Here is a 25,150-nt window from a genome sequence, read left to right as displayed (position 1 = left end):
ATAAGAGGGATTAACAATCATGTCAATACTATCGAAAACAAGTAAAACAAGAAATTTTTTATCTAAAAATGGTCATCCCGGCCGCTGGATGATTGCAGGATTATGTGGCGTATTGTTTAGTCTCATACTATCAATCGGCCTCGGTGCAGTATGGATTCCCCCATCGGTCATCCTAGATTCACTCATATCCTTTACCCCTGACTTAATTGAGCATCAGCTTATTCACGAGGTTCGTATACCTAGAGCCTTAACTGCGGCCTTGGTTGGAGCCGCTTTAGCTGTGGCAGGAACACTTATGCAGGGGTTAACTCGAAACCCTCTTGCTGACCCTTCCATAATCGGGATCACTCAAGGGTCGGCTCTCTTTATTGCTATAGCATTAGCCTTTTTTACTAATCTATCATATTGGCTTCTTCTTGGCTGGTCATTTATGGGTGCAGCTCTTGGAGCCATTTTAGTCTTACTATTCTCTGTGGTATCAAAAGAACAGTTATCTCCTGTCACACTTACACTCGCCGGAGCAGCTCTTAGTATGTTATTTAGTTCTTTATCTACAGGCATTGCTCTTTACTATCAAGTCTCTCAAGATTTAAGTTTTTGGTTTGCTGGGGGATTATCGGGAGCAAAATGGATTCATGTGTACATACTTTTTCCTACAGTCGTTGCTGGTTTAGTAATAGCCTTTCTCATGAGCCGCTCTCTAACTACGCTTACAATGGGAAATGACATCGCTACAGGACTCGGGCATTCACTTCATCTAGTAAGGTGGCTGAGCCTAGCAGCGGTTGTTTTATTATCAGGAGCTGCGGTATCAATTGCTGGAGCTATTGGCTTTATCGGTTTAGTCGTGCCTCATATTGTTCGGTCTCTTGTAGGTGTTGATTACAGGTATATCCTTCCACTAAGTGCTATTCTAGGATCATTTTTATTAGTTGTTGCTGATATAGGGGCTAGGATGATTAACCCGCCTTTTGAAACACCTGTTGGCGCTATCACTGCTCTTATCGGTGTACCCTTTTTTCTATATTTAGCTCGTGTGAAAGGAAGAAGCATGTAATGGAATGGATCAATGCGTATCATCAATCAAAGAAAGCTCTGCTAATCATCATATTCTTGATTTTCGGGACCTTTATACTTAATCTCTCTACTGGCATTATGCCGCTTTCCTTATCTGAGATTATCCAGACATTCCTTGGAAATGGAACAGCTAATCAAGAACTTGTCCTCTATCAATTAAGGCTGCCGCGTATGGTTATTGCGTTATTAATTGGGGCAGGTCTTGCTGTTTCTGGTGCTATTTTACAAGGACTTTCCCGTAATGCATTAGCGGATCCAGGGATTTTAGGAATCAACGCCGGAGCAGGCCTTGCCGTTGTATTGTTTATCTTTGTTTTCAAACAGGCTGGCTCCACAGATGTTGTCTCTCCATTTGCACTGCCTGTCTTTGCGTTTATTGGTGCACTTACAGTCGCTTTGTTAATCTATTCATTGTCTTTTAAAGGTGGAGTAGATCCTGGCCGGCTGCTATTAATAGGGATCGGCTTTAATGCGTTATGCGGGGCACTTCTTATTATTATTCAACTGAAAATGGACCCAAGAGATTTTCAACAAGCAACCATTTGGTTAACAGGAAGTATTTGGGGCACCCAATGGCGCTATGTTAATGCCCTTCTTCCATGGATCATTGTTTTACTTCCCTTTGCATTTATCAAAGCGAAAACGATGAATCTGCTGCAACTTAGTGACCCTGTACCATATGCACTTGGAATGAATGTAGAGCGTGAAAGAAGAATATTGTTACTGCTTGCTGCGGCATTAGCTGGTGCTTGTGTGGCAGTTGGCGGGGGTATTTCTTTCTTAGGATTATTAGCACCTCACCTTGCAAGGCGTTTAACCGGACCAAACTTCTACAGCCTTCTGCCCGCCTCAGCGCTAATCGGCATGCTTATTCTGCTCTTTTCGGATTTTGTGGGTAAGAATCTGTTAGCTCCGGCTGATATTCCAGTTGGTATCGTCATTTCTGTGATTGGAGCGCCTTATCTAATTTATATGCTTCTTACTAAACGAGGTAATGGAGTTAAAGCCTAAAAAAAGCCCATCCGTTAATAAGTACGTACGTGCAAGTTCCTACGGATGGGCTTTGGTTTATTTTGAAACAGGTTCTCTATATTCTTTTGTTCCGATTACGTGATATACATCTTGCCCGCCCTCAAGAATAAATGCAGGCTTAGGCTTACCGCGATTGGCTCTATGGCCAGCAAGGTGCACTTCGCTTGTTTCCCAAGCTTTCCACGCTTCTTCTGACTCCCAACGAATTAAAACCATAACTTCTTCATTGCCTCTACGCTTCTTTTTTTGTAAAACTGTGAGATCTAAGAAACCAGGCTGCTCCTCAATGATCCCTTCCGTCGCAAATTTTTCTACCATTTTATCCGCGTATCCTTCTTCTACTACCAATGTTTTTACTTGAACAAACATGGAAAATCCCTCCTTATGGTGGTAATATTATTATAATTGATATAGATAATCATTTTCAATTAAAAGAGGTAAAAAAACTGTTTTTCTTAAATAAATAAAAACAACAGCTTTTGTTCGTTCTGTGAAGGTTAATCGGCGTAATTATCCTTAGAAGGTGTAGAATGCCTCCCCTCACTGACACGTACCAGATCTGAACTGACGCAATAAAAAAGAATCAGCGCAATTCAGCAGGCAATAAAATCAAATACTCAATGAACCCGCGCAATATGCTATCTAATCTATGCATAAACAGCTTGACCTCACGCAATTACGAGTTTGCTATGTCACTCACCTGGATGCGCATATCGTTCAAAACTTTTGCTAAACTTCGCCAATCAGGCCTTGGTCTGGTGTAATGGCTGCTTGCCCAGAAACCCAATTGGCTGGTATGCCTTGATCTGTCTGCTGATTATGCTGCAGGCCTTGGATTAAGCGTAGGATTTCAAAAGCGTTCCTCCCTACTTCAGGGGGATAGACGCTTCTTGCTTTTATGATTCCATCAGGGCTTATAATGACCGTGCCACGCATGGCATAGCCACCTTTTGAATCTAATACTCTATAGGCTCTTGAGATCGCTTGATTTCGATCACTAACAAGCGGATAGGTTACTCTTGCTGCATTTGGTGAGACTTTCGTAAATACTTTATGGGCATACACACTGTCTGTACTAATCCCAAGGACATCTGCTCCTAGGGCTTGAAGCTCAGGATAAAGAGCAGCGACCGCTGCTAATTCGGTTGGTCAAACGAAGGTGAAGTCACTCGAATAAAATAATAAAATTGTCCATTTCCCTCTATAATCGACAAGGTTTATTTTTTCAATGCGGTCGGTTGTCGAGTGATAAGCCTCAGCTGTAAACAACGGGGCCACATCGTTCGTTTGTGCACAAAAGGGAAGATCACATTGCTCTACATCATGTACTGTAAATTCATTGGATGGATGCCTCATCCGCTCACCTCCATTCATTTTACCATTCTATGCATATCAGAGCTTAGCCTATGCTGCTCTTTAGAAAAGTGTAAACAAAAAAAAGCCTCTATATTAAGAAGCTTTTTGCATCTCTTGATCTATACCCTCCCAGGAGATAAAACGTTCGAGACATATAGATAAGACAACACCCATAATCAGTCCATTTGAAATGATTGGTTGTATGAGATTGGGAATTCCGTTAAATGCTGTAGGCGAGATCGCCATTAAACTGACACCTAAGAGCAAAGGACCTGCCAGTCTGAAAATAGTATTAGAAGTAAAACGTTCTCCCCTTAAGCTGTTAAATGCAGTTCCAAACAATTGAAGATACGCTACAAAAAGAACGGCATTCCCAACTGAAATAGGAAGAGTAATCAAAAAGGCTGTAACTGGTGGGATCAGCCCTACTAAAGAGAGCATTCCTCCTGCCAGTAAAAAAGGTTCTTTCCGGTAAATTTGTGTACTTTCTAAAAAGCCGATCGATGAAGTGAATGGCGTATATGGTACAAGACCAAAGCCTGAAACGATAATCGAGAAAAAGCCGGTCCAAAAAAACGATCTGCGGTACTGCCCAGCATTAGGTGTATCCTTAAACAAATCTGCGGCTGCTTGGATAGAGGCAACCGTGTTCGTCAAATTTAACATTCCTGCAAAAAAAGCAACAGCGATAATCCCATACTCCAAATTAGGCGTTCCTAATGGATAAAGAGCAAAAGAGAGTCCATGCATGACCACAGGCTCTCCCTCGTTTGGAAACACCGCAGCATAAATGATCCAGCCTACTACGATTCCTATTAATATGGAAAAGTTGCTGATCATTTTTGACCCTTTTATTTTTAAAATACTTACAAATACAACGAGCACTAAGGAAAGGATGCTGACGGGAATATTGATTATTCCCTGTTCTGTAATGCCAAGCATTCCTTGAAAGAAAACAAAAATTAATTGAAAGGTCAGTAAAAATAAATAAACACTCATGACCATAGGAGTGAAGATCCGCTGGACATATTGAATCCAGTTTAATGCAACAAGAAGAATCGTTACTACCCCGGCTAAAAGAATGCCAGCTGCAAGCCCCCCGCCTATTTGCGTGTACGACATGCCCATAGCAGAAGCTGATAAACCAAGATTGAGCATGACTCCCCATAAAAGCCCTGAATGTCCTTCCATTAAAGGATACCTATGACCAAAAAGCCCTTGAATCATACATGCCAGTCCTGTAAAGATCAGTGAACTGCTAAGCATTAATGTAACGGTTTCAGAAGGGACTTGGAAGGCTTGTGCCACTGAAAGAGGGACAACGATCGTGTTGGCAAAAATAAAAAATAACCATTGAACAGACGATGTCAGTGTAAAAGCTGATACCCATTTCCTCATTTTAATCACCACGTTTTAATCACTACGAATTTTTATAGTCTACCTCTTAAGCATACATTTAGAGAGACGAAAAAAGAAGAGGTTTCATTACATAAAGGAAAATGATTCAGATTCATAAAAGAAGGGAAAGGAAATTAGTAATAAAGCTAGAATGAATGGTACAAGGTATTAGGCATACTACTTAATAAGAATTTTAAGGAGGGCTTTTAATGTTAAATGATAAACTTCTCGAAGCTTTAAATGAGCAAATGAACTTTGAATTTTATTCTGCTCACACGTATATGGCGATGGCAGCCTACTGTTCTGCTGAGGGGATAGACGGATTTGCTAACTTCTTTTTAGTCCAAGCAGAAGAAGAGAGATTTCACGCAATGAAGTTTTATAACTTTATTAATACTTTAGGAGAGCGAGCTGTCATTTCAGGATTTGAGGAACCTAATAACGAATTTCATTCCATCTTAGATGTGTTTGAAAAAGCGTTAACTCAAGAAAAAGTAGTCACAAAACGGATCTATCATCTCTCCGATTTAGCATGGGATGTAAGAGAGCATGCCACAATTAACTTTCTAAAATGGTTTATTGAAGAGCAGGTAGAAGAAGAAGATATGTTTGACAGCATTATTCAAAAACTAAAGCGTATTGATAATGACAGCAATGCGTTCTTCATGATGGATAATGAGTTTGCGAAACGAACATTTACACCTGGTGAATAGAAGAAAGCCCCGCAGCAATTGCGGGGCTTCACTATTTCACTTAATCAAATGATTTACTCATTAGTTTCAACTGTCATTTGCTTAATAACTTGCTCTTGTCCTTCAACCGGCATATCACCAGGCATTGTTTCTACTGATACAATGTCATCTACAACGTCCATTCCCTCTAGTACCTTACCAAATGAAGCATATTCACCATCTAGTGAAGGCGTATCAGCAACCATAATAAAGAACTGAGAACCTGCAGAATTAGGGTCTTGTGATCTTGCCATAGAAATGACACCACGTTCATGTTTTAAGTTATTTTCAAACCCATTACTAGAAAATTCACCCTCGATTGAATGTCCAGGTCCGCCTGTTCCATTTCCATCTGGGTCTCCGCCTTGAATCATGAACCCTGGAATGACTCGGTGAAACGTCAGACCATCATAAAAACCATCTTCTACAAGCGAAACAAAATTCTCGACAGTTTGTGGAGCTACTTCTGGGTAAAGTTCGATAACCACTTCGCCCCCTTCCTCCATTTCCATCGTAACGACCGGTCCTGCTTCATATCCAGTATCCGCACTTTCTTCCTCTTCATTATCAACTGTCTCGCTCTCATCTGCTTGTCCGCAAGCAGCCAGCAGCATGAGAAGCATAGCTAAAAGACTCCATTTAAATGCTTTTATCATGTTATGTACCCTCTTTCCTTTTAAGATCACCCCCATTATACTACAGTTAAATATTTCCTACACCTGTTTCAATGACGTATTTATGCTACATTAATATAAACAAACATGAAGGAGAATTTCGATATGCATCAGAAGAGAGAACTATATGATTTCCTAAAAGAACATTCTCATCAAATATCAGAGGATTGGTATGCATCCATCGATGAGCAGGACCCAGCCTCTATTTATGCTTCAAATAACCAAGCGGTGGTTAACGAATTACGAAGCAAAAATCACGAGTATGTCGAACAAATCATTCAATTATTTATTCATGATGAATGTGAATTTTATAACGCGTTTAAAGCCTGGTCAGAAGAACTTGCCAAAGATGTTAAGCATCTAGACACGCCTCTGCACTATGTCATACGCGAGTTCTTTTCTACAAAGAAAGTGCTCCTATCCTACATTAAAAAATATGCGCTTTTAAATAAAGATAAAGTAGATTTTGATGATATCTTCAGCTGGACTGAGATCGTCATTAAATTTGTTAATAGTCACGATCTTTATCGAGGCTTATCATCAAAATACAAACAAGCGCTTTCTTGCACAGGAAGAGGTTATTAATGAATTAAGCTCACCTTTAATTCCTCTTCAAAATCAAACTGCCCTCCTTCCATTAGTCGGGAAGATTGATTCTGCGCGCGGAAAAGTTATTTTAGAAAAGACCTTAAATCAATGTGCCGCAAAAGAAATTTCTACATTATTTGTTGATCTTTCTGGAGTGCTGACAATAGACGAGCTCGTTGCAGAACAGCTGTATCATTTAATCGAATCGCTGCGCTTAACTGGTGTGGAAACGATTCTTTCTGGAATCAGACCTGAAATTGCGCAAATATCGATAAAACTTGGCCTTCGTTTTAATCGTTTAACAACAGCCTCCTCACTCGCAAAAGCGTTATCTAGTACAACTAAATCTAACGATGATGAAGAAAGAACTCTCCTTTAAGAATAAAGTGTACCCTTTGTAAAGGACATTTTTAAAAAGCCTAGGCAGCCTTAATAAGATGATCTCTGTACTGAACAGGGGTCATCTTATTTCTATTCCACTGGTATCTATAGTGATTGTAGTAGGTCATATATCGTTTCATTTCTTTTTTTACTTCATCTAGAGTTGAACATTCTTTAATAGAGGCTTCATCCTTAAGGTGGCCAAAGAAAGATTCCTGAGGGGCGTTATCCCAACAGTTTCCTCGTCTTGACATCGACTGATGATATCCCATCTTCTTCACTAACTTTTGAAAAGCAGGACTTGTGTAATGAAATCCTTGATCCGAGTGAATGAAAGCATCCTTTGCTTTCTTGAAGTTTCTATTCTTCTTTAACTTTAAAAGAGTGTCTGTAGCTAAGTCCATCGTTAGGCGGTCTAACACATGATAAGCCAAAGCTTGTCCAGAGGTACCATCTATTATGGTTGATAAGTAAGCCTTTTGATTTTTACCGTAAAATAAATAGGTGATATCTGTTAAGAGGACTTTTCCTGGAATACCTTGCCTAAACTCCCGATTCAATAAGTTTGGCATTGTCCGATGTTCATGTGTAGCTTTCATCATTCGTCTATAAGGGTTGGCCTTCCTAATAGGACAAATAATGTTGTATTTCTTCATGATTCGTCGGATCCGCTTCAAATTGTAGACAACACTAAATTGACCCGCCAATGTCATTTTAATTTGACGTGCCCCTTTCTTACGACCTTTAAAATGGAAAGCTTTTAGGATGACCTTCTTCACTTTTTGATCGGCTTTATCTCGTTGTTTCCTGTGTTCCTGTGACTTTAATGAAAAGTAATTATAGTACCCGCTTCTTGAGACACCAGCTAATTCACAAAGATATTTAACCATATGTTTCAGTTGATACTTTTCAATCACAGTACGAATGAGGATATACTTCTGGCTAGGGGGAAGGACTATTTCTTCATCCCCCTTTCCGCGAACCGAATCTTTTTTAAAAGTTCGTTTTCCGCCTTTAGTAAGTTAATTTGAGCTTCTAAGCGAGCATTCTTCTCCTCCATGGAAAGCTCCTTTTCCTTTGTACGCCCTGAATTTTCAGCTCTCGTGTCACGTAGTCCCATTAACCCGTCTTGATTGTAAGCTTTTTGCCATCTTTTACTCGCTGATTTAATCCTTTCTGTTCCTAAAACTTCAACGTCAAATCCGCATACTTCAAATATGTCTCTGGCAAACCTCCCTTTCTCTTTTTCCGCTATAAATATGTGTTTAAATTCATCTGTATAAGTGATGCTTTTTGAACTAACAGATCTAACGTACTTATTAGATGATAATCGCTTAATCTCGTTTTTAGTAAAGTCCTTTTTACTCATTATGTACTCCCATCTCATGATGTATTTCTCTAGTAGTAATGTTATTTATTATACAAAAAAGTACCCTATAGGTAGACTTTTTTTAAGTGTCTACTCTATAGGGTACATTTTAGAAAAGGAAGAGTTCTTTTTATCTTTTACTTATTTTATTCAATCGCACCTTCTACATCATATAATTCAAGATCAATCTCTGTTGGAATCTCAAGTGAAAGCTTCGCTAGTTCACCACCCAAATAAGGTCCGACCGTTAATCCAGAAGCTCCTAATCCATTGGCAAGTAGAACGCCTTCCCAACTTGGAAGCGGGCCAATGATAGGGAGGAAATTTGGAGCAACCGGTCTAAAGCCTACCTTCGCCTCTAAAAACGTACTATCATTTAAATGAGGGGCAATGTGCAGTGCTTTATCAAAAATATCATGAAGCCCGCCAACTGTCGGCCGCATATCATAGCCCATCTCATCTTCATGAGTGGCCCCAGCCACGATCCTTCCGTCTTCAAAAGCCAGTAAATATTGATTATTAGGCGGCATCACAACAGGCCAGGATTCTGTATCCTCGTTTTGGACGTCCAAATGAACAATTTGAGCTTTTTGAGGTTCAATCTTTAAAGTAACTCCGATAGGCTTAAATAGCTCTTTTGCCCAAGCTCCAGCTGTTACAATGACTTGATCACTTAGACGCTCTTCACCACAGCAGCTCACTCCTATCACTCGGTTGTCTCTTGCGATTAGCTGCGCCTCTGCTTCCACAAATTCAGCCCCGTGCTTTTTGGCTGCCTCAATCAGTGAATCCCTAAGCGCACGTCCATTCACCCTAGCTCCTCCGCTTACATGTAACGCACTAAAGTCCTCTGACAACAGTGGAAAGAGGCTTTTCACCTTTTCTTTGGAAAGGCGGGTAATTTCCCCGATTTCCGGAGCATCTTCAAGCCTTTTGTTTGCTCTTTCTTCCATTTTGTCTAGCTTGCCCTCATCTGTATGTAAACTGATTGTCCCCACTTTTTTATAGCCTGTCTGTGTTTCCCCTAATTGTTCTAATTCGTTTATTAATGATGGATAGTATTTCGCGCCATTTTTGGCGAGCTGATACCATGCTTTATTTCTCCGCTGTGTAAGCCACGGACACACAATTCCCGCTGCTGCTTCTGTTGCTTGTCCTTTGTCCCTGCGGTCTATAATCGTCACTTTTGCACCCGACTTCGCTAGGTGATACGCGGCAGATGCACCAAGAATACCTGCTCCTACTACAATAACTGACTTCATCATCTAACACCTGACTCTCCTTCATTTATAGTAGTAGTGTACAAGAACCGCTCTTTTTCTACAAACGTCTAACATAGAAAGCCATCATACACCGATGATAAACGAAAAATAGAAAGCGAAACTGCTCAGCTGAACAGTTTCGCTTTTTGGAACGTGTGTTTAAATTTATCTAAGAGGCTAACTTTTTTGTATTCCATATCTGATAAATCCGGTGTGTAGAGTTTATATGAATTTTTACCGTTGAATTTGGCAAAGTACATCGCTTGATCCGCATGTTCAATTAATGTATCTTTATCCTCTCCATCGTCAGGATACATACTGACCCCAATACTAAGTGAGATATTCGCTTCCTTCTCATTAATTTTATACGGCATAGCAACCCGTTCTAATATTCTTTCAGCAATCGACTCAATTTCTTCTTTACATGTCTCTTCAAAAAGAACGATGAATTCATCTCCGCCAATACGAGAAATTAAATCCTCTTCTCGTATACTTTCATTTAACCTGCTTACAACTTCTTTTAATAACATATCTCCTGCATCATGACCCATTGTATCATTAACGATTTTAAAATCATCTAAATCAATAAACATTAAAGAGAATGTATGTTGATGCCTCTTCGATCTAGCTAGGGCTTTTTCGATATGACGATACAATGACTTTCGATTTGGCAGATCTGTTAACTCATCATAAAAAGCCATTTGCTTCAGCTCATTTTCAAGAGTTTTACGGCTTGTAATATCAAGCATCTGTCCGATGATTTTAGTCACTTCACCGTCATTATCTGCAATCGGTGTCGCAATCTGCATGATCCATTTACGCCCTTGTTCTGGGTGGACAATCTCGAACTCAACCTTTGAGGATTCTCCAGCTAGTAAGCGCTGTTCATGCTCTTCTACTTTCAATTGATAATCTGGCAGAATAGAAGCCTTCCAATCTTTTAACCGCTCGGGAGTATAATCAGGACCATACAATTCTTTCATACCTTCTGATACATACATTTCATTAGAAGAAAGAGAAAATTGAAAAATAGCCCCCTCTAATGAATCTAGCAACGTTTCATATTCTTCTTTTTTCTCTTGAAATTTTTCGTTTGCAGCTTCGAGAGTCTCTGTTTTTATTTCCAATTGCTCCATTTTCAAAGAGGCATCGTCTATAATCCCTCCAAGCCACCACACTACAGGGATGGACAAAAGTACTACGGTTGCCGTCCACGTATAGCTTAGCAGGGATAGAGTGATCAAAATAGTGATTACTGTAAAAATAAGCGCTGTCTTCCTGCCTATCATCTTCATATCGCATCATTTTCCTTTTAAATATAGGATACTTTCTTTCTTCATTATAAATAAAATTTGACATAGTTCTACATAATTATGATCAATCCTTTCTAATAAGTCTAATTACCTATAAGCCATAAAGTTAAACTTCTTTTTTTAAGGACGAATTCTTACTCTAGTCCCGTTCGGCACAATACTGCCAAGCTCTTCTACATCTTGGTTAAACATTCGAATACACCCTTTCGACACGGCATGGCCGATTGAGGATGGATCATTGGTCCCGTGAATGCCGTAACTTTTCTTAGATAAGGACAGCCAAAGGGTGCCAAACGGTCCGCCTGGGTTTGGCTCACGATTTACAATAATAAATTCGCCAACAGGAGTATCATAAAGCATGCGTCCTACTGCAATAGGGTACACCTTCTGCAGCTGTTCATTTTCATATAAAGAGAGGGTTCTATTAGAGATGGATACATCAATGAAATACGGTATTAACGCAGGGTCAGGAATTCCAGGAATAACAATCGGCTGGCCGACATAAATCATATTTGGATTGGGGATTTGATTGGCCGCAAGGATTGCTTGATATGGCGTGCGATAATCTTCAGAAATGGAAAACAACGTTTCTCCTGGGAGTACAATATGCTGATACATAAAAAACCTCCTGCCTAATAAGTATTACTACATCTTATGAGCAAGAGGTTCATATTTAGTTCTATTTAATTCAATGCTTCTGACTTTCTTTTTGTTTTTGCTTAATCACACGCTTTGCAAGATATTCTACAAACTGGTCATCAGGCAGAAGCCAAGCAGCATATTTACGCTTAATAAAACGCTCCGCTTTCTCAAACGAATTAAAACTGTCTACCACTTTATCCTTAGAATCAACAACCCACCGATTCTCTTTTGTTGGATAGATAAAGTATTGTATGTCATCAGGGCTGGCATATAAACTGCCATTTTGTGATTCCTTGTGATTCAAATAATTGCGGCTGGCATCCATTCGTAAGGGAGCAAGAGCAAAAGGCTTGGTCACAAACAATTGAAAGGCTTCGTTCGTTAATTGACATCCAGAGGCTTTTGCATGACCCCCGCCGTCAAACTTTTTAGCCACTTCAGAAACGTCGATATCATCATGAATCGTTCTAAAGCTGATCTTCCGGCCTCCTGCATTTAATATCGTAATATAATCAAGGTGCGGACTTTCCTTACCAAGTTCATTCCCTAGCTCTGAATGATACGACTCTGCATAAACAATGCCTGTACAATGTTTACCGACAAATGTCTGGACCATTTCACGTCGCTTCCGGCGTATATAACGCTCAATTTTTGTTTCTTCCATCGCTAGTAGTTTTCCTTCAAATTCATCAAAGGAGAACGCATTATTTTCTTTTAAACGGGTGACCATTCTCTCTTCAAATTCATCCATCGAGATCATAAAAAACAAATCATTTAAACGTTTAGCATCGACTGTCTCATTTTCATCCCATTCCCACGTATCCCATTGCCTGACAAGATCAACAAATTGATCAATTGCGGGTTTTGGCTCTAATAATTGCTGCTCACATAAATACTCATACAATAGAGAAGTTGCCGAGGTAAGCCGTCCGTCCTCATATTCTACTTCTACTTTCGCCCAGTCATACTCGTTAAAGTGAAGAGCTGTCTTATGATGATCAATTAGTACGGCATTCCCTCCTTTTTGTACATACTCCTCCACCCTCTTTGTATTCTCTTCATTTATAGACAAATCACTAATAATAAGCTGTTCTGTCTCTTTTTTCTCTTCAAAGAAACGTTCAATCTGCCTGTCTAGACTCTGAACAGAATTATAAAAAATCTTAACCTGATCACCAAAAGCAAGCTTTGCTACAATCCCGCATCCTATCCCATCTAAATCGTTGTGTGTGTATAATCGGTACATTCATAACCCTCCTCGCACCATTAGTATGTACGAGGCATCTAGAATTTATGGTGAATTTAAATAAAGAAACTGTAAATAATATGATAAGTATCCAGGAATTTTTGAACTTTTGTTAAACATGCAGGAATCCATAACCTGACTTTAGAATGAACTAGGTATAAGTCACTCGCTTCGATTGTTTTTTGGGACATCGATGCGTATTGCTTTTTATTCAGGTTATTATTTATTATAATTATAATGTAATAATCGATATTGTCTTTGCACTTTTAAGACAGATCGTTTTCTTCACATTCTTTACTACAGAAAGGGGAAATACGAATGGACACGCAAAACAATGAGAATGCAGGAAAGTGCCCTTTTACAGGCGAGAACGGCGACAAACCATCTAGAGGAACTAAAAACAAGGATTGGTGGCCAAATCAGCTTGACTTGAATGTGCTTCATCAACATGATACAAAGACAAACCCGCTTGGTGCGGACTTTAATTATGCAGAGGAATTCAAAAAGCTTGATTACGATGCCCTGAAAAAAGATCTTCTTAACCTCATGACAGACAGCCAGGATTGGTGGCCTGCAGATTACGGTCATTATGGTCCGTTCTTTATTCGTATGTCGTGGCATGCAGCTGGTACATATCGTACAGTGGATGGACGCGGCGGCGGCGGAAGCGGCTCGCAGCGCTTTGCTCCTCTTAACAGCTGGCCTGATAACGGAAACTTGGACAAAGCTCGCAGGCTTTTATGGCCGATTAAACAAAAGTATGGAAATAAGCTTTCTTGGGCAGACCTGCTCGTTTTCACAGGTAATGTAGCAATTGAATCAATGGGTGGAAAAACGATCGGTTTTGGCGGAGGTCGTGAAGACATCTGGCATCCAGAAGAAGATGTGAACTGGGGACCTGAAAATGAATGGCTCGGTAATAACCGCTATTCAGGTGAGCGTGATTTAGAAAATCCGCTTGCTGCTGTTCAAATGGGCTTGATCTATGTTAATCCAGAAGGGCCAGATGGAGAGCCTGACCCGCTTGGAAGTGCGCGCGATATTCGTGATACGTTTAAACGAATGGGAATGAATGATGAAGAAACGGTTGCACTGACTGCAGGCGGACATACATTCGGTAAAGCGCATGGCGCAGGTGACCCTTCTCATGTAACAGAAGAACCAGAGGGAGCTTTAATTGAACACCAAGGCTTCGGCTGGAAGAGCACACATGAAGTTGGCCATGGTGCTTTCACGATTACAAGTGGAATTGAAGGTGCCTGGACCCCTACTCCAACAAAATGGGATATGAGTTATTTTGATATGCTGTTTGGCTATGAGTGGGAGCTGACTAAGAGCCCTGCCGGAGCTTATCAATGGGCGCCGATTAATCCAGATGAAGATCATCTAGCACCTGAAGTTGATGATCCATCTAAAAAGGTTCCAACGATGATGACGACAGCAGACATGGCAATGCGTATGGATCCGGAATACGAGAAAATCTCTCGTCGCTTCCACAAGAATCCAGACGAGTTTGCTGATGCATTTGCTCGTGCTTGGTTTAAACTGCTTCATCGTGATATGGGGCCTCGTGACAGATATCTAGGTCCAGAAGTGCCAGAAGAAGAATTTATTTGGCAGGACCCTATTCCAAAAGTTGACTACGAGTTGTCTGCTGCAGAAATTAAAGAGCTTAAAGAGAAGATCTTAGCATCTGAACTAACTGTAAGCGAGCTTGTTAAAACGGCTTGGGCTTCAGCTTCAACCTTCCGTAATTCTGATAAACGCGGCGGTGCAAATGGTGCACGCATCCGACTTGCTCCGCAAAAAGATTGGGAAGCGAATGAGCCTGAAAAGCTTTCTAAAGTATTAAACGTTTATGAAGAGATTCAAAGCAGCCTAGATAAAAAAGTCAGCCTGGCTGATTTAATTGTACTAGGTGGTAGTGCGGCGGTTGAAAAAGCAGCAAAAGATGCCGGCTTTGATGTTGAGGTTCCGTTTACTCCAGGTCGTGGCGATGCAACGGAAGAGCAAACAGATGCGGAGAACTTTGAAGTGTTAGAGCCTGTATCAGATGGGTTCAGGAACTACCAGAAGAAAGAATACAGCATCAAGCCAGAGGAGTTTCTTGTTGATAAAGCACAGCTGCTTGATTTAACAGCTGCTGAGATGACGGTTTTAATTGGCGGGATGCGTGTATTAGGCGCGAACCACGGCGATACACAGCACGGAGTATTTACAGATCGTGTCGGTACGTTAACAAACGACTTCTTCGTTAACCTGCTTGATATGGGACTTGAGTGGAAGCCAGTAGATGGCGGTGTGTATGAAGGATATGACCGCAAATCAGGTGAACTCAAACGTACTGCTACAAGAGTAGACCTCGTATTTGGTTCTCACTCAATCCTGCGTGCCCTAGCTGAAGTATACGCACAAGATGACAGCCAAGAAAAATTTGTTCGTGACTTTATCACGGCATGGGTGAAAGTAATGGATGCAGATCGATTTGATGTGAAGAAATAAAATATCATTAAATAAAACACTTTATAGGCTTTCTGGTCTGAAAGTTCAGGCCAGAAGCCATGTAAGGTGTTTTTTTGCAGTCTCTTTTCCTACAATAAGAAACCCCTTTGGATTAAAACCAAAGGGGTGATCTGATTATTTATTCTTCTACTACTCTACAGTAACACTTTTCGCAAGGTTACGAGGTTTATCTACATCACAATCACGGTGAAGGGCTGCATAGTAAGAAATCAGCTGCATTGGAATAACGGCTGCAAGCGGCGTTAGATACTCGTGCACCGCTGGAAGTACAAATGCATCGCCTTCTTCTTCCATACCTTCCATACTGATAATGCATGCATTCGCACCACGTGCTGCTACTTCTTTTACATTCCCGCGGATGCTTAGGCTTACGTGCTTTTGAGTCGCTAGAGCAATAACCGGTGTGCCGTCTTCAATAAGGGCAATCGTACCATGCTTAAGCTCCCCGCCAGCAAAGCCTTCTGCTTGAATGTATGAGATTTCCTTCAGCTTCAGGGAGCCTTCTAATCCTACATAAAAGTCTACCGCACGGCCGATAAAGAAGCAGTTGCGAGTGATTGTTAAATAATCACGTGCAATTTGTTCGAACTGCTCTTTTTGGTTCGTAAGAGTCTCCATTGCATTTGCAACAATCGCAAGCTCTTGTAATGGATCAAAGTCAAGCTCGATTCCTTTTGCTTTTGCCGTATCAACAGCAAGCAATGTTAACACAGCCATTTGAGCTGTATAAGCTTTTGTTGATGCAACGGCAATTTCAGGTCCCGCATACGTGTGAAGCGTAAAGTCAGCTTCACGAGAAAGCGTTGAACCTGGTACGTTTGTAATCGTTAATGCCTTGTGGCCGCGTTTCTTCACGTCAACTAATACTCCGCGAAGGTCAGCTGTCTCACCACTTTGCGAGATGAAAATAAAGAGTGGGTTGTCTGATAGTAAAGGCATGTTGTACAAGAATTCACTTGCAATATGAACCTCTACCGGACGTTGTGCAATTTTTTCAATTAATTGCTTTCCAACAAGACCAGCGTTGTAGCTCGTTCCTGCTGCAATAATGTAAATACGATCTGAACCCTTCATAGCCGCACGAATGTCGTCATCAAGGCGTACAGAGCCGTCTTCGTTTTGATATTTTTGAATGATGTTACGGATAACAAATGGCTGCTCATCAATTTCTTTTAACATGAAGTGAGGATATGTTCCTTTTTCAATGTCACTTGCATCAAGCTCTGCTGTGTAAGGCTCACGTGTCATGACTGTGCCATCAAGAGTTTTGATTGTAATACTCTCACGTGTCACAATAACAATTTCCTCATCCATGATTTCAACAAACTGATTCGTTACTTGAAGCATAGCCATCGCATCAGATGCAATAACGTTTACTTCATCGCCAACTCCAATTAGCAACGGGCTCTTATTCTTCCCTACATATACAGTGTCAGTATCTTCGTTATCAAGAAGAGCAATCGCATACGAACCTTTTAATAAAGACAGCGTCTGACGGAAAGCATCTTCAATTGATTTTCCTTCAGCTGTAAACTTCTCTACTAATTGAACAATGATTTCTGTATCCGTATCACTTTTAAGTTCTACATTTGTTAGATGCTCACGCTTAAGCTGTTCATAATTCTCAATAACACCGTTGTGAACAAGCGTATAGCGTTCTGTTGTACTTTGATGCGGGTGAGCGTTTACCTTGCTCGGTACACCATGCGTTGCCCAACGTGTATGACCAATTCCTACCGTTCCGTCTACAGTTGTATCAACTACATCACGTAATGAAGCAATACGCCCTTTTTCTTTAAATACATGAACTCCATTACCATTTGCGACAGCAATACCAGCTGAGTCATAGCCTCGGTATTCAAGCTTTTCAAGTCCACGTAATAGGATTTCTTTTGCATCTTCTGTACCAATATATCCAACAATACCACACATAATAAATTACCTCCTGAAGTCAGGGGCAAGAAACCTAGAGGGCATACTTGCCCCCACTCTTTTCATTTTAATTATTGTGGCATGCTGTTTCTGATTTTGTGCAAAGAGTCACCCCTTTGTTTTTTACAGAAACTTAACGGCTGTCATGCTACAACCGGAGGGCATCCGCCGAACAATCGATAAACCCTCTCCTCGTCAACTACACAGATTTCCGTCCATGTGTAGTTCAGGCGCTTTTTATTTCTACCAAAATACCTCTACCCTCCTCGTTATAAATACAAACATTATCATACAAGATTGATGTATGAACGTCAATCATTGGTAAGATTTTTACACCTTATTTTAGAAGATTTTTAGAAGATTAGATGAAAGAGTGAGAGAACCTTGCAATACTAAAAAAATATGCATGAGAAGTGGATTTGGTTCACCTCTCATGCATAATCTTTACTCAGCCAAGCCCATTTCTGCTTCAACGACCTTAGCAATTTCTGTTACATATTGTTCACATTTTTCTTCTGTTTTAGCCTCTACCATCACGCGGACAAGCGGCTCCGTTCCTGATGGTCGTACAAGAACACGTCCTTCTCCTGCCATATCTGCCTCTACTGCTTCAATAGATGCACGAACCTTCTCATTATCCGTTACGGCATGCTTATCCGTCACACGAACATTTACAAGCGTTTGAGGGAATGTTTCCATCTCACTTGCCAGCTCAGACAGCTTCTTGCCCGTTACTTTCATGATATTAACCAGCTGAAGCGCTGATAACATCCCATCACCTGTTGTAATATGATCTAGGAAAATAATATGTCCGGATTGCTCACCACCTAAGTTGTAGCCTCCCTTTCTCATTTCCTCCATCACATAGCGATCACCAACACCAGTTTGCTTCGTATCAATACCAGCCTCTTCTAAGCCTTTGTAGAAGCCAAGGTTACTCATTACTGTTGATACGACGGTTCCGTGATTAAGCCAGCCTTGCTCCTTCATGAACTTCGCACAGATAAACATAATGTGATCCCCATCAACGATCTGCCCGTTTTCATCAATTGCAATCAGACGATCAGCATCTCCATCAAATGCCAGTCCTACTTGTGCTCCCTTTTCTACTACAAGCTCTGCAAGGTGTTCTGGGTGAGTGGAACCACAGTCTTCATTAATGTTTATACCGTTTGGCGAGGTACCCATTGTTGAAATATCCGCTTCAAGATCTGCGAATAAATGCGGTGCAAGAGACGATGCTGCCCCGTTTGCACAATCAAGCGCAATATGGATGCCAGAAAAATCGTCTTGAACTGTTTGCTTTAAGAACTGAATGTATTTCTGTCCGCCTTCAAAATAATCATTTACTTGACCGACAGCATCGCCCACAGGACGCGGCAGGGCATCTTCTGTCTGGTCAATAAGGTCTTCAATTTCTTTTTCTTGCTCATCTAACAATTTAAAGCCATCTGGACCAAAGAATTTGATGCCGTTATCAGGCACTGGATTGTGGGAAGCTGAAATCATTACACCCGCATCAGCGCTTAACGCCTTTGTCAAATAAGCAACCCCAGGAGTTGAAATAACACCTAAACGCATAACTTCTGCACCAATAGACAAGAGTCCGGCAACTAATGCGCTCTCAAGCATTTCACCTGAAATCCGCGTATCACGTCCAATGACCACACGCGGTTTATCTGTTTGCTTAGTTAAGACATAACCACCCATTCTCCCTAACTTAAATGCAAGCTCAGGCGTTAAATCCTTATTTGCAACTCCTCTTACACCATCTGTACCAAAATATTTACCCATGTTTTAACTCTCTCCTTCAGCTATCATCACTCAGATTCTGATTGGTCTGAGACGATTACCTCTACATTTGTTTTACTCACACTAAACCGAATATTTTGTGGGCCGTTAATTTGAATAGGAACGGAATGCTCCCCTTCACTTAAGCCGCTAACATCAATATAGACTTGAATATCATCTACAGAAAATTGGTCGAGATTCGTTTCTGCTCCGTGAGCAATAATAGACAGGGTATCATCCTCTCCTTCATTGAAACGGACATCTGTTTCGTCGCTCGCACCAATCATTTCAATCGATACATCTGACCATTGTCTAGATTCTTCTTCGGCTACATTCACAGTCACTTCCACCACTTCAGGATCAATCGTCTGCACTCCTGCTGGTACAGGAAGCTCCATTGTGAAAGTTTCGCTTTCTGTTATTTCATCAAGGTCAATCGTTAATCCTTCTAACACATTTATCGACTCGATCACATCAAAGGGACCGTAGATAACCGCTTCTTTTGGTTCAACGTTTACTGACTCGATACTTAAGCCTTCTTCAAGCTCGCCTTCGCGTGAGACTTTAATCGGCACACTTTTATTAGGGCTTGTGACAGGCACCCTTACATCAACAATACCTGGTTCTACATCTAAGTGAAGCTCATTTCCGCTGCTGTCATACAGTTTAACCGGTACGGCTTCCTCAAGCATTTTATCTGCGTCTGTCACATCTACATAAGCTTTAGCATCTGCTACTTCAGCAGCTACTTCCCTCGCTGCTGTCACTGTGACATTAACAGGAGAAACCATCGGCGTGCCTACTGAATAGCCTTCCTTTACCCCGTCAGTATTGACAAGCTCTACATCAACCGGGATAGACACGGTTTGCTTTTCTTGGAGCTCCACTCTAGCAAATTGAGGGACAATAGAAACGGATAAATCACCCGGAAACCCTCTATGTTGAATGCTTAGTGTATGTACTCCTTCTTGTCTCTCTGTAACATCTACAAAAACCTCATATGTCGGTCTCATCAGCTGAAAAAATGCGATTGCACTTTGAGAGCCGCTTAATTTCACCTGAACATGCTCTGTTTGATCGACAATTGCAAAATTCTCTTCATCATATAAAACAGAAACTTCCACTTCTTCAAGCGTTGAAGTTCTATCACTTAAGGATGGCAATATGCCAGGCTGGCTGGTCAAATCATCCATATTCACCATCGCAAATAACATCAAAGCAATAAAGAAGGAAATAATTTTTACAAACCAATGACTGTTAAATAGTTTATCCATTCTTCTTCCCTCCCCACTTCCAGCGAGAAGATGTTTGCTGCTTGCTTTCTGTTAACAGATTATTTTCTAGCAATAACCTTAATTGTTCTTCATCTAGATCTCTGTGCAATTCACTATTTTTAGTTAATGAAATCGCACCCGTTTCTTCAGAGACAATGATCGTTAGACAATCTGTAACCTCACTGACTCCAAGCGCTGCCCTATGACGCGTCCCAAGTTCTTTTGAGATAAATGGATTCTCAGATAAAGGAAGATAACAACCTGCAGCCAATATCTTATCTCCTTTAATAATAACAGCCCCGTCATGCAGAGGAGTATTCGGGATAAAGGTGTTGATCAATAGCTCTGATGTTAAGTGAGCGTCCATTGAAATACCTGTTTCCACATAATCAGACATCCCCGTCTCTCGTTCAACAGACATTAACGCTCCAATGCGACGTTTCCCCATATAAACAGAAGCCTTTACGATGCCTTCAATTGATTTTTTCGTAGAATCATCTTCTGGTGGTGTTCTGCTTGAGAAAAAGCGTCCTCGGCCCAGTTGTTCAAGCGCACGTCTCAACTCCGGCTGGAAGATGATAATAATCGCTAACAAACCATAAGTTAAGGTTTGAGACATGAGGAATTCAAGCGTTCTAAGGCCAAAAAATCTACTTATAAACCATACAACGAGGATAACGGTTATCCCTTTAACAAGCTGTACTGCTCGTGTGCCGCGTATGATCATAATGAGCTTGTACACAACGTATGTGACAAGTAAAATATCTACAACCTGCCCAATATAATTGAGCCACGTATAATCCTCGAATGGGAACATGGCACTTTCCTCCAAACCATTAGCATTCAACTACTACTTTCATTGTTTACCCGTAATCTATACATAATTTTGTAGGTATTAGTCATTTTACACAACTTTTATTCATTCAAAACGAATTGTCTTCAATATAAGCAATAACTCATTGAAGTCATTTCATGAAGCCATTTCATGAAGCCATTTCACTCAACTGTATCATTATACCATACATTCATTATTTCTTTTTAGACCCGTTTCTCGCTCAATTAGAAAAGATTATTAATAAAGGTCATTAAAAAAAGCCCCTTATCGGAGCTCAGTTATCAGGCCTTACTATTGCTCGTCTCGTTGAATAATTGAGAGAACTTCATTGAAGAAAGTTTTCGTGTGATACCATACCCAATCAAGCACTTGGTCTACTTCATCAATTTCTCCTGAAACACTACCGGCAGAAGCTAAATAAGGTTGGCTGTTCACTAATAAGATATTGCCCCGCACCTCACCTTCCACCACTAACTCTCCATTTCGAATGACAAGATCGCCATCAATCACTTCTCCCTCGGGAACAATGACACGTCCACTTTCATGATCAATCTGAACATTCCCTGAGCCTGTAAAGCTAATTTGATCATTATTGTTCCCTTGCCATAAAGTAGAGATACTTGTTGACATGAGTAAAATAAATACAGCAGCCGCTACAAGAATAGGGTGGTTCTTCATCCACCGCTTCCAAGTAGATTTGGTTTTTGATGTGGTTTTCTTTTGAGGCAGGTCAGCCATCACATTTGCTGTAAAATCTTTAGGTGCTTCAATATGGGAGGCACTTTGGACAAAGGCAATAGCCTTCTTTAATTCACGAACATGCAGCATGCAATGAGGACATTCATTAAGGTGTTTTTCTAACGTTTGTCTCTCTGTTGAAGTGGCTTCACCGTCTAAGTATTTATGAATTAATTGCTCATAGCTTTGTTCACATTTCATCATTAAGTCCTCCTTTCTACAAATGACGCATTCGCTTTCTTAGCGCTTCTCTGCCACGGTGTATGCGAGTCTTCACAGTAGATACAGGCAGATCCAAAATCTCACTAATCTCCTTTAATGAGAGGTCTTCTAAATATTTCAATATGATAGCTGTTCGATATTTAACAGGCAGCCTATTAATTTCACCTTGAACCCACTCCTGCATTTCAGCGGTGACAATTTGTTCTTCAGGAAGATCATCACTTGCTGCTAATTGACTTTCATAGGTTAGATCCCGAGACCCTTGAACTTGATCTTGCAAATAGAAATCAGGCTTCTTTTTTCTCAAACGGTCAATCGCCACATTTGTAGCAATGCGGAAAATCCATGTTGAGAACTTACGATTCGTATCGAAACGATCGAGATTAGTATAAGCACGGAGAAAAGCCTCTTGAGCGACATCTTGTGCTTCATGAGCGTTACCAACCATACGATATGCTACTTGATATACTTTGTCTTTATATAACTCTACCAACTCTGCAAATGCTTGCTCATCACCTTGTTTTATTTCTAGGATGATTCGTTTCACAATCGCTTCCATTATTTATCCCCTGCTTATATTCAATCTATAGTGATATACGTTTGGATTTATTATTAGGTTTCATTCATTAGGTATTATTTCATTTTTTCTTTGCTTCTATTATTTTATCATAAAAAAATAGAAGCTACTTCCTAATGATGTTTTAATTTGATAATAATGGGTATTCAAATAATAACCAGTTATTTCCGTTAGGAGGGTGTAAAATATGCTTATGATGACATGCTCACACAACGATCTTCTTTATCAAATTGAAGCAGCTAGACATAAATTGAATGAACTTGCACAGACAATGCCCTTGCATTCAGAATTGATTGTTTGGCAAAGTCAACATTTAGATGAATTACTGAACGAATATGATTTGTTATTAAAAGAAGAATAAAACAATAAAAAACCCTTAGCTGGCAGGCTAAGGGTTGAAATATGTAAGTTTGGTGGAGCCTAGCGGGATCGAACCGCTGACCTCCTGCGTGCAAGGCAGGCGCTCTCCCAGCTGAGCTAAGGCCCCGTATGTATGGAGCGGAAGACGAGATTCGAACTCGCGACCCCCACCTTGGCAAGGTGGTGTTCTACCACTGAACTACTTCCGCATCAGTTCACCTTAGGAAGATGAACGATATAAAAATGAGCCATGAAGGACTCGAACCTTCGACCCTCTGATTAAAAGTCAGATGCTCTACCAACTGAGCTAATGGCTCTAAAAATGGCTGGGCTAGCAGGATTCGAACCTACGCATGACGGAATCAAAATCCGTTGCCTTACCGCTTGGCGATAGCCCAACATAAATGGTGGAGGGGGACGGATTCGAACCGCCGAACCCGGAGGGAGCGGATTTACAGTCCGCCGCGTTTAGCCACTTCGCTACCCCTCCACTTAACTAATAAGAGTGCCGGCCAGAGGACTTGAACCCCCAACCTACTGATTACAAGTCAGTTGCTCTACCAATTGAGCTAGACCGGCATATGGTGGAGGATGACGGGCTCGAACCGCCGACCCCCTGCTTGTAAGGCAGGTGCTCTCCCAGCTGAGCTAATCCTCCATAGCTTGTCTTAAAAGTAAGTCATTTATGTATGATATAAAATTAATGGTGACCCGTACGGGATTCGAACCCGTGTTACCGCCGTGAAAGGGCGGTGTCTTAACCGCTTGACCAACGGGCCATTGTTTCAGAATGTGTCGTTTCTTGCTGACAAAAAGTATTATATCCAATATTCTTTTCGATGACAACCCCTTTTGTACATTTTTTTATAGATTTTTTTCTTTTTTTAATTCTACTGTAAAAACGATTGATTATACGAACGCATATTCGCTATACTATAATAAATAGCATACGTAATGGAGTGATCTTAATGAATCTAGATCAAGAAATGCTGCAGGCGGATTTAATTAAAAAGTTTCAATATGTTAAAAATCAAGCTAGAAATGAAACAAGGCTAGAAGTGGCTGAAAGAATGATTGATTATGGAATTGACTTGCAGCTTGTGCGAACTGTTACAGGTTTAACTGCTGAAGAGCTAAAAAGCCGTTCAACGCGATAGAGAGGCCCTCTTATTGGTCAATAACTACTACTTACCTGCTAGCAACCCCATTTCACTAAAAAAGCTCTCTCAGGAGCAAAATCCTGAATGGGAGCTTATTTTTAATTTATAGACTTTAGAAACTACTGTATTGAGTTGACTATATTAAGATTAAGAGTGAAAATATACTTTTCTACAAATAAAAAACCAACCTCACCAGGCTGGTTTGATCTATAGATATAAGATAAAGTCTCTCTGGAGCTTCCAAGCGGATTCGAACCGCTGACCCCTACCTTACCATGGTAGTGCTCTACCTGCTGAGCTATGGAAGCATAAAAATGGCTCCACAGGTAGGACTCGAACCTACGACCGATCGGTTAACAGCCGATTGCTCTACCACTGAGCTACTGTGGAACGTAAAAAAATGCCTGGCAACGTCCTACTCTCACAGGGGGAAGCCCCCAACTACCATCGGCGCAAAAGAGCTTAACGACCGTGTTCGGCATGGGAACGGGTGTGACCTCTTTGCTATCGCCACCAGACTATGATTTACTTCAGATGATCTTCACATTTCTTCGTCAGCTTCCTCATTCATGTCCTCACGTATGCTTGATACGCTCCGGGCATTCACTTCGTCGCTTCCTCGATATGTTCGATCCTCTTTGTAAATGTTTGAGATGGTTCTCTCAAAAC

23 protein-coding genes, 10 tRNA genes and 1 rRNA gene are annotated in these 25,150 nt (G+C 40.8%); 8 read left to right on the top strand and 26 right to left on the bottom strand.

Going from position 1 to position 25,150, the window contains the following annotated elements:
• The first annotated feature begins 19 nt into the window (after positions 1-19).
• Complete coding sequence (locus tag BPOF4_RS01050) at positions 20-1,057, top strand: FecCD family ABC transporter permease (protein WP_012957204.1); 1,038 nt, start codon at positions 20-22, stop codon at positions 1,055-1,057.
• The gene (locus BPOF4_RS01045) at positions 1,057-2,088 is read left to right on the top strand and encodes a FecCD family ABC transporter permease (protein WP_012957203.1); all 1,032 of its coding nucleotides are present in this window, start codon (positions 1,057-1,059) and stop codon (positions 2,086-2,088) included. Before BPOF4_RS01050 ends, BPOF4_RS01045 begins: the two co-directional genes overlap by 1 nt.
• A 57-nt stretch (positions 2,089-2,145) precedes the next feature.
• Here the strand turns inward: BPOF4_RS01045 and BPOF4_RS01040 are convergent, their stop codons facing one another.
• The 3 genes from BPOF4_RS01040 to BPOF4_RS01025 all read right to left on the bottom strand — a co-directional run bounded on the left by BPOF4_RS01040 (position 2,146) and on the right by BPOF4_RS01025 (position 4,863).
• Positions 2,146-2,478, bottom strand: coding sequence for an antibiotic biosynthesis monooxygenase family protein (locus tag BPOF4_RS01040; RefSeq protein WP_012957202.1), 333 nt, complete (start codon positions 2,476-2,478; stop codon positions 2,146-2,148).
• A gap of 360 nt (positions 2,479-2,838) precedes the next feature.
• Entirely contained in the window at positions 2,839-3,465 is a 627-nt protein-coding gene (locus BPOF4_RS01035; RefSeq protein ID WP_238446475.1) for a peroxiredoxin, read from the bottom strand.
• A gap of 93 nt (positions 3,466-3,558) precedes the next feature.
• Positions 3,559-4,863: a uracil/xanthine transporter gene (locus tag BPOF4_RS01025; protein WP_012957199.1), complete on the bottom strand. Its 1,305-nt coding sequence runs from the start codon at positions 4,861-4,863 to the stop codon at positions 3,559-3,561.
• Positions 4,864-5,072: 209 nt separating this feature from the next.
• On the opposite strand from BPOF4_RS01025, the gene BPOF4_RS01020 reads away from it, so the two are divergent.
• Positions 5,073-5,576: a ferritin gene (locus BPOF4_RS01020; RefSeq protein ID WP_012957198.1), complete on the top strand. Its 504-nt coding sequence runs from the start codon at positions 5,073-5,075 to the stop codon at positions 5,574-5,576.
• A 53-nt stretch (positions 5,577-5,629) separates the two neighbouring features.
• Here the strand turns inward: BPOF4_RS01020 and BPOF4_RS01015 are convergent, their stop codons facing one another.
• Complete coding sequence (locus BPOF4_RS01015) at positions 5,630-6,250, bottom strand: peptidylprolyl isomerase (protein ID WP_012957197.1); 621 nt, start codon at positions 6,248-6,250, stop codon at positions 5,630-5,632.
• Between the two features lie 123 nt (positions 6,251-6,373).
• Here BPOF4_RS01015 and BPOF4_RS22570 point away from each other — a divergent pair, with 123 nt between their 5' ends.
• Positions 6,374-6,853, top strand: coding sequence for a hypothetical protein (locus BPOF4_RS22570; protein ID WP_049779862.1), 480 nt, complete (start codon positions 6,374-6,376; stop codon positions 6,851-6,853).
• The gene (locus BPOF4_RS22565; RefSeq protein ID WP_238446503.1) at positions 6,738-7,235 is read left to right on the top strand and encodes an STAS domain-containing protein; all 498 of its coding nucleotides are present in this window, start codon (positions 6,738-6,740) and stop codon (positions 7,233-7,235) included. Before BPOF4_RS22570 ends, BPOF4_RS22565 begins: the two co-directional genes overlap by 116 nt.
• Positions 7,236-7,275: 40 nt before the next feature.
• On the opposite strand, the gene BPOF4_RS21465 is transcribed toward BPOF4_RS22565, so the two are convergent.
• From BPOF4_RS21465 to BPOF4_RS00980, 5 genes are all read right to left on the bottom strand, one after another.
• A protein-coding gene (locus BPOF4_RS21465; RefSeq protein WP_235806211.1) for an IS3 family transposase occupies positions 7,276-8,606 on the bottom strand; the annotation gives its coding sequence in 2 pieces (ribosomal slippage) (positions 7,276-8,225 and positions 8,225-8,606; 1,332 coding nt in all).
• A 146-nt stretch (positions 8,607-8,752) separates the two neighbouring features.
• Positions 8,753-9,868 (bottom strand): NAD(P)/FAD-dependent oxidoreductase, encoded by a 1,116-nt coding sequence (locus BPOF4_RS00995; RefSeq protein WP_012957194.1) that lies wholly within the window; start codon positions 9,866-9,868, stop codon positions 8,753-8,755.
• A 125-nt stretch (positions 9,869-9,993) separates the two neighbouring features.
• Complete coding sequence (locus BPOF4_RS00990) at positions 9,994-11,163, bottom strand: sensor domain-containing diguanylate cyclase (RefSeq protein ID WP_012957193.1); 1,170 nt, start codon at positions 11,161-11,163, stop codon at positions 9,994-9,996.
• 138 nt (positions 11,164-11,301) lie between these two features.
• Positions 11,302-11,799, bottom strand: coding sequence for a L,D-transpeptidase family protein (locus BPOF4_RS00985; protein ID WP_012957192.1), 498 nt, complete (start codon positions 11,797-11,799; stop codon positions 11,302-11,304).
• 70 nt (positions 11,800-11,869) lie between these two features.
• Entirely contained in the window at positions 11,870-13,069 is a 1,200-nt protein-coding gene (locus BPOF4_RS00980) for a DHH family phosphoesterase (RefSeq protein ID WP_012957191.1), read from the bottom strand.
• A gap of 318 nt (positions 13,070-13,387) precedes the next feature.
• Here BPOF4_RS00980 and katG point away from each other — a divergent pair, with 318 nt between their 5' ends.
• Positions 13,388-15,571 carry a catalase/peroxidase HPI gene (gene katG, locus BPOF4_RS00975; protein WP_012957190.1) on the top strand — a complete coding sequence of 728 codons (2,184 nt, stop codon included), beginning with the start codon at positions 13,388-13,390 and terminating at the stop codon, positions 15,569-15,571.
• Positions 15,572-15,721: 150 nt separating this feature from the next.
• Here katG and glmS read toward each other — a convergent pair whose 3' ends face one another.
• From glmS to sigW, 6 genes are all read right to left on the bottom strand, one after another.
• On the bottom strand, positions 15,722-17,524 hold the full coding sequence (glmS, locus tag BPOF4_RS00970; RefSeq protein WP_012957189.1) for a glutamine--fructose-6-phosphate transaminase (isomerizing): 1,803 nt from the start codon (positions 17,522-17,524) through the stop codon (positions 15,722-15,724).
• Between the two features lie 444 nt (positions 17,525-17,968).
• The gene (gene glmM, locus BPOF4_RS00965) at positions 17,969-19,318 is read right to left on the bottom strand and encodes a phosphoglucosamine mutase (protein WP_012957188.1); all 1,350 of its coding nucleotides are present in this window, start codon (positions 19,316-19,318) and stop codon (positions 17,969-17,971) included.
• A 26-nt stretch (positions 19,319-19,344) separates the two neighbouring features.
• Positions 19,345-20,589: a CdaR family protein gene (locus BPOF4_RS00960; protein ID WP_012957187.1), complete on the bottom strand. Its 1,245-nt coding sequence runs from the start codon at positions 20,587-20,589 to the stop codon at positions 19,345-19,347.
• The gene (gene cdaA, locus BPOF4_RS00955; protein ID WP_012957186.1) at positions 20,582-21,406 is read right to left on the bottom strand and encodes a diadenylate cyclase CdaA; all 825 of its coding nucleotides are present in this window, start codon (positions 21,404-21,406) and stop codon (positions 20,582-20,584) included. The genes BPOF4_RS00960 and cdaA overlap by 8 nt, the downstream gene beginning before the upstream one ends.
• Positions 21,407-21,715: 309 nt before the next feature.
• Entirely contained in the window at positions 21,716-22,366 is a 651-nt protein-coding gene (gene rsiW / locus BPOF4_RS00950; protein WP_274378525.1) for an anti-sigma-W factor RsiW, read from the bottom strand.
• Between the two features lie 13 nt (positions 22,367-22,379).
• Positions 22,380-22,943 (bottom strand): RNA polymerase sigma factor SigW, encoded by a 564-nt coding sequence (sigW, locus tag BPOF4_RS00945; protein WP_012957184.1) that lies wholly within the window; start codon positions 22,941-22,943, stop codon positions 22,380-22,382.
• A gap of 205 nt (positions 22,944-23,148) precedes the next feature.
• On the opposite strand from sigW, the gene BPOF4_RS21460 reads away from it, so the two are divergent.
• On the top strand, positions 23,149-23,322 hold the full coding sequence (locus BPOF4_RS21460) for an aspartyl-phosphate phosphatase Spo0E family protein (protein ID WP_012957183.1): 174 nt from the start codon (positions 23,149-23,151) through the stop codon (positions 23,320-23,322).
• A gap of 50 nt (positions 23,323-23,372) precedes the next feature.
• Here BPOF4_RS21460 and BPOF4_RS00940 read toward each other — a convergent pair.
• The 8 genes from BPOF4_RS00940 to BPOF4_RS00905 all read right to left on the bottom strand — a co-directional run bounded on the left by BPOF4_RS00940 (position 23,373) and on the right by BPOF4_RS00905 (position 24,100).
• Positions 23,373-23,448 (bottom strand) — tRNA-Ala (locus BPOF4_RS00940).
• A 7-nt stretch (positions 23,449-23,455) separates the two neighbouring features.
• Positions 23,456-23,530, bottom strand: a tRNA-Gly gene (locus BPOF4_RS00935).
• 35 nt (positions 23,531-23,565) lie between these two features.
• Positions 23,566-23,638 (bottom strand) — tRNA-Lys (locus tag BPOF4_RS00930).
• 6 nt (positions 23,639-23,644) lie between these two features.
• A tRNA-Gln gene (locus BPOF4_RS00925) sits at positions 23,645-23,719 on the bottom strand.
• 7 nt (positions 23,720-23,726) lie between these two features.
• Positions 23,727-23,811 (bottom strand) — tRNA-Tyr (locus BPOF4_RS00920).
• Between the two features lie 16 nt (positions 23,812-23,827).
• Positions 23,828-23,900 (bottom strand) — tRNA-Thr (locus BPOF4_RS00915).
• A 3-nt stretch (positions 23,901-23,903) separates the two neighbouring features.
• Positions 23,904-23,979, bottom strand: a tRNA-Val gene (locus BPOF4_RS00910).
• A gap of 46 nt (positions 23,980-24,025) precedes the next feature.
• Positions 24,026-24,100, bottom strand: a tRNA-Glu gene (locus BPOF4_RS00905).
• A gap of 189 nt (positions 24,101-24,289) precedes the next feature.
• On the opposite strand from BPOF4_RS00905, the gene BPOF4_RS00900 reads away from it, so the two are divergent.
• Positions 24,290-24,478, top strand: coding sequence for a hypothetical protein (locus tag BPOF4_RS00900; protein ID WP_012957182.1), 189 nt, complete (start codon positions 24,290-24,292; stop codon positions 24,476-24,478).
• Between the two features lie 235 nt (positions 24,479-24,713).
• Here the strand turns inward: BPOF4_RS00900 and BPOF4_RS00895 are convergent.
• From BPOF4_RS00895 to rrf, 3 genes are all read right to left on the bottom strand, one after another.
• Positions 24,714-24,789: transfer RNA gene (locus BPOF4_RS00895), tRNA-Thr, on the bottom strand.
• A 7-nt stretch (positions 24,790-24,796) separates the two neighbouring features.
• Positions 24,797-24,871: transfer RNA gene (locus tag BPOF4_RS00890), tRNA-Asn, on the bottom strand.
• A 12-nt stretch (positions 24,872-24,883) separates the two neighbouring features.
• Positions 24,884-24,999: ribosomal RNA gene (rrf, locus tag BPOF4_RS00885) — 5S ribosomal RNA — on the bottom strand.
• Positions 25,000-25,150 lie beyond the last annotated feature (151 nt).

It is taken from the genome of Alkalihalophilus pseudofirmus OF4, assembly GCF_000005825.2.
Lineage (GTDB): Bacteria > Bacillota > Bacilli > Bacillales > Bacillaceae_D > Alkalihalophilus > Alkalihalophilus pseudofirmus.
This window is presented reverse-complemented; position numbering and strand designations above follow the sequence as displayed.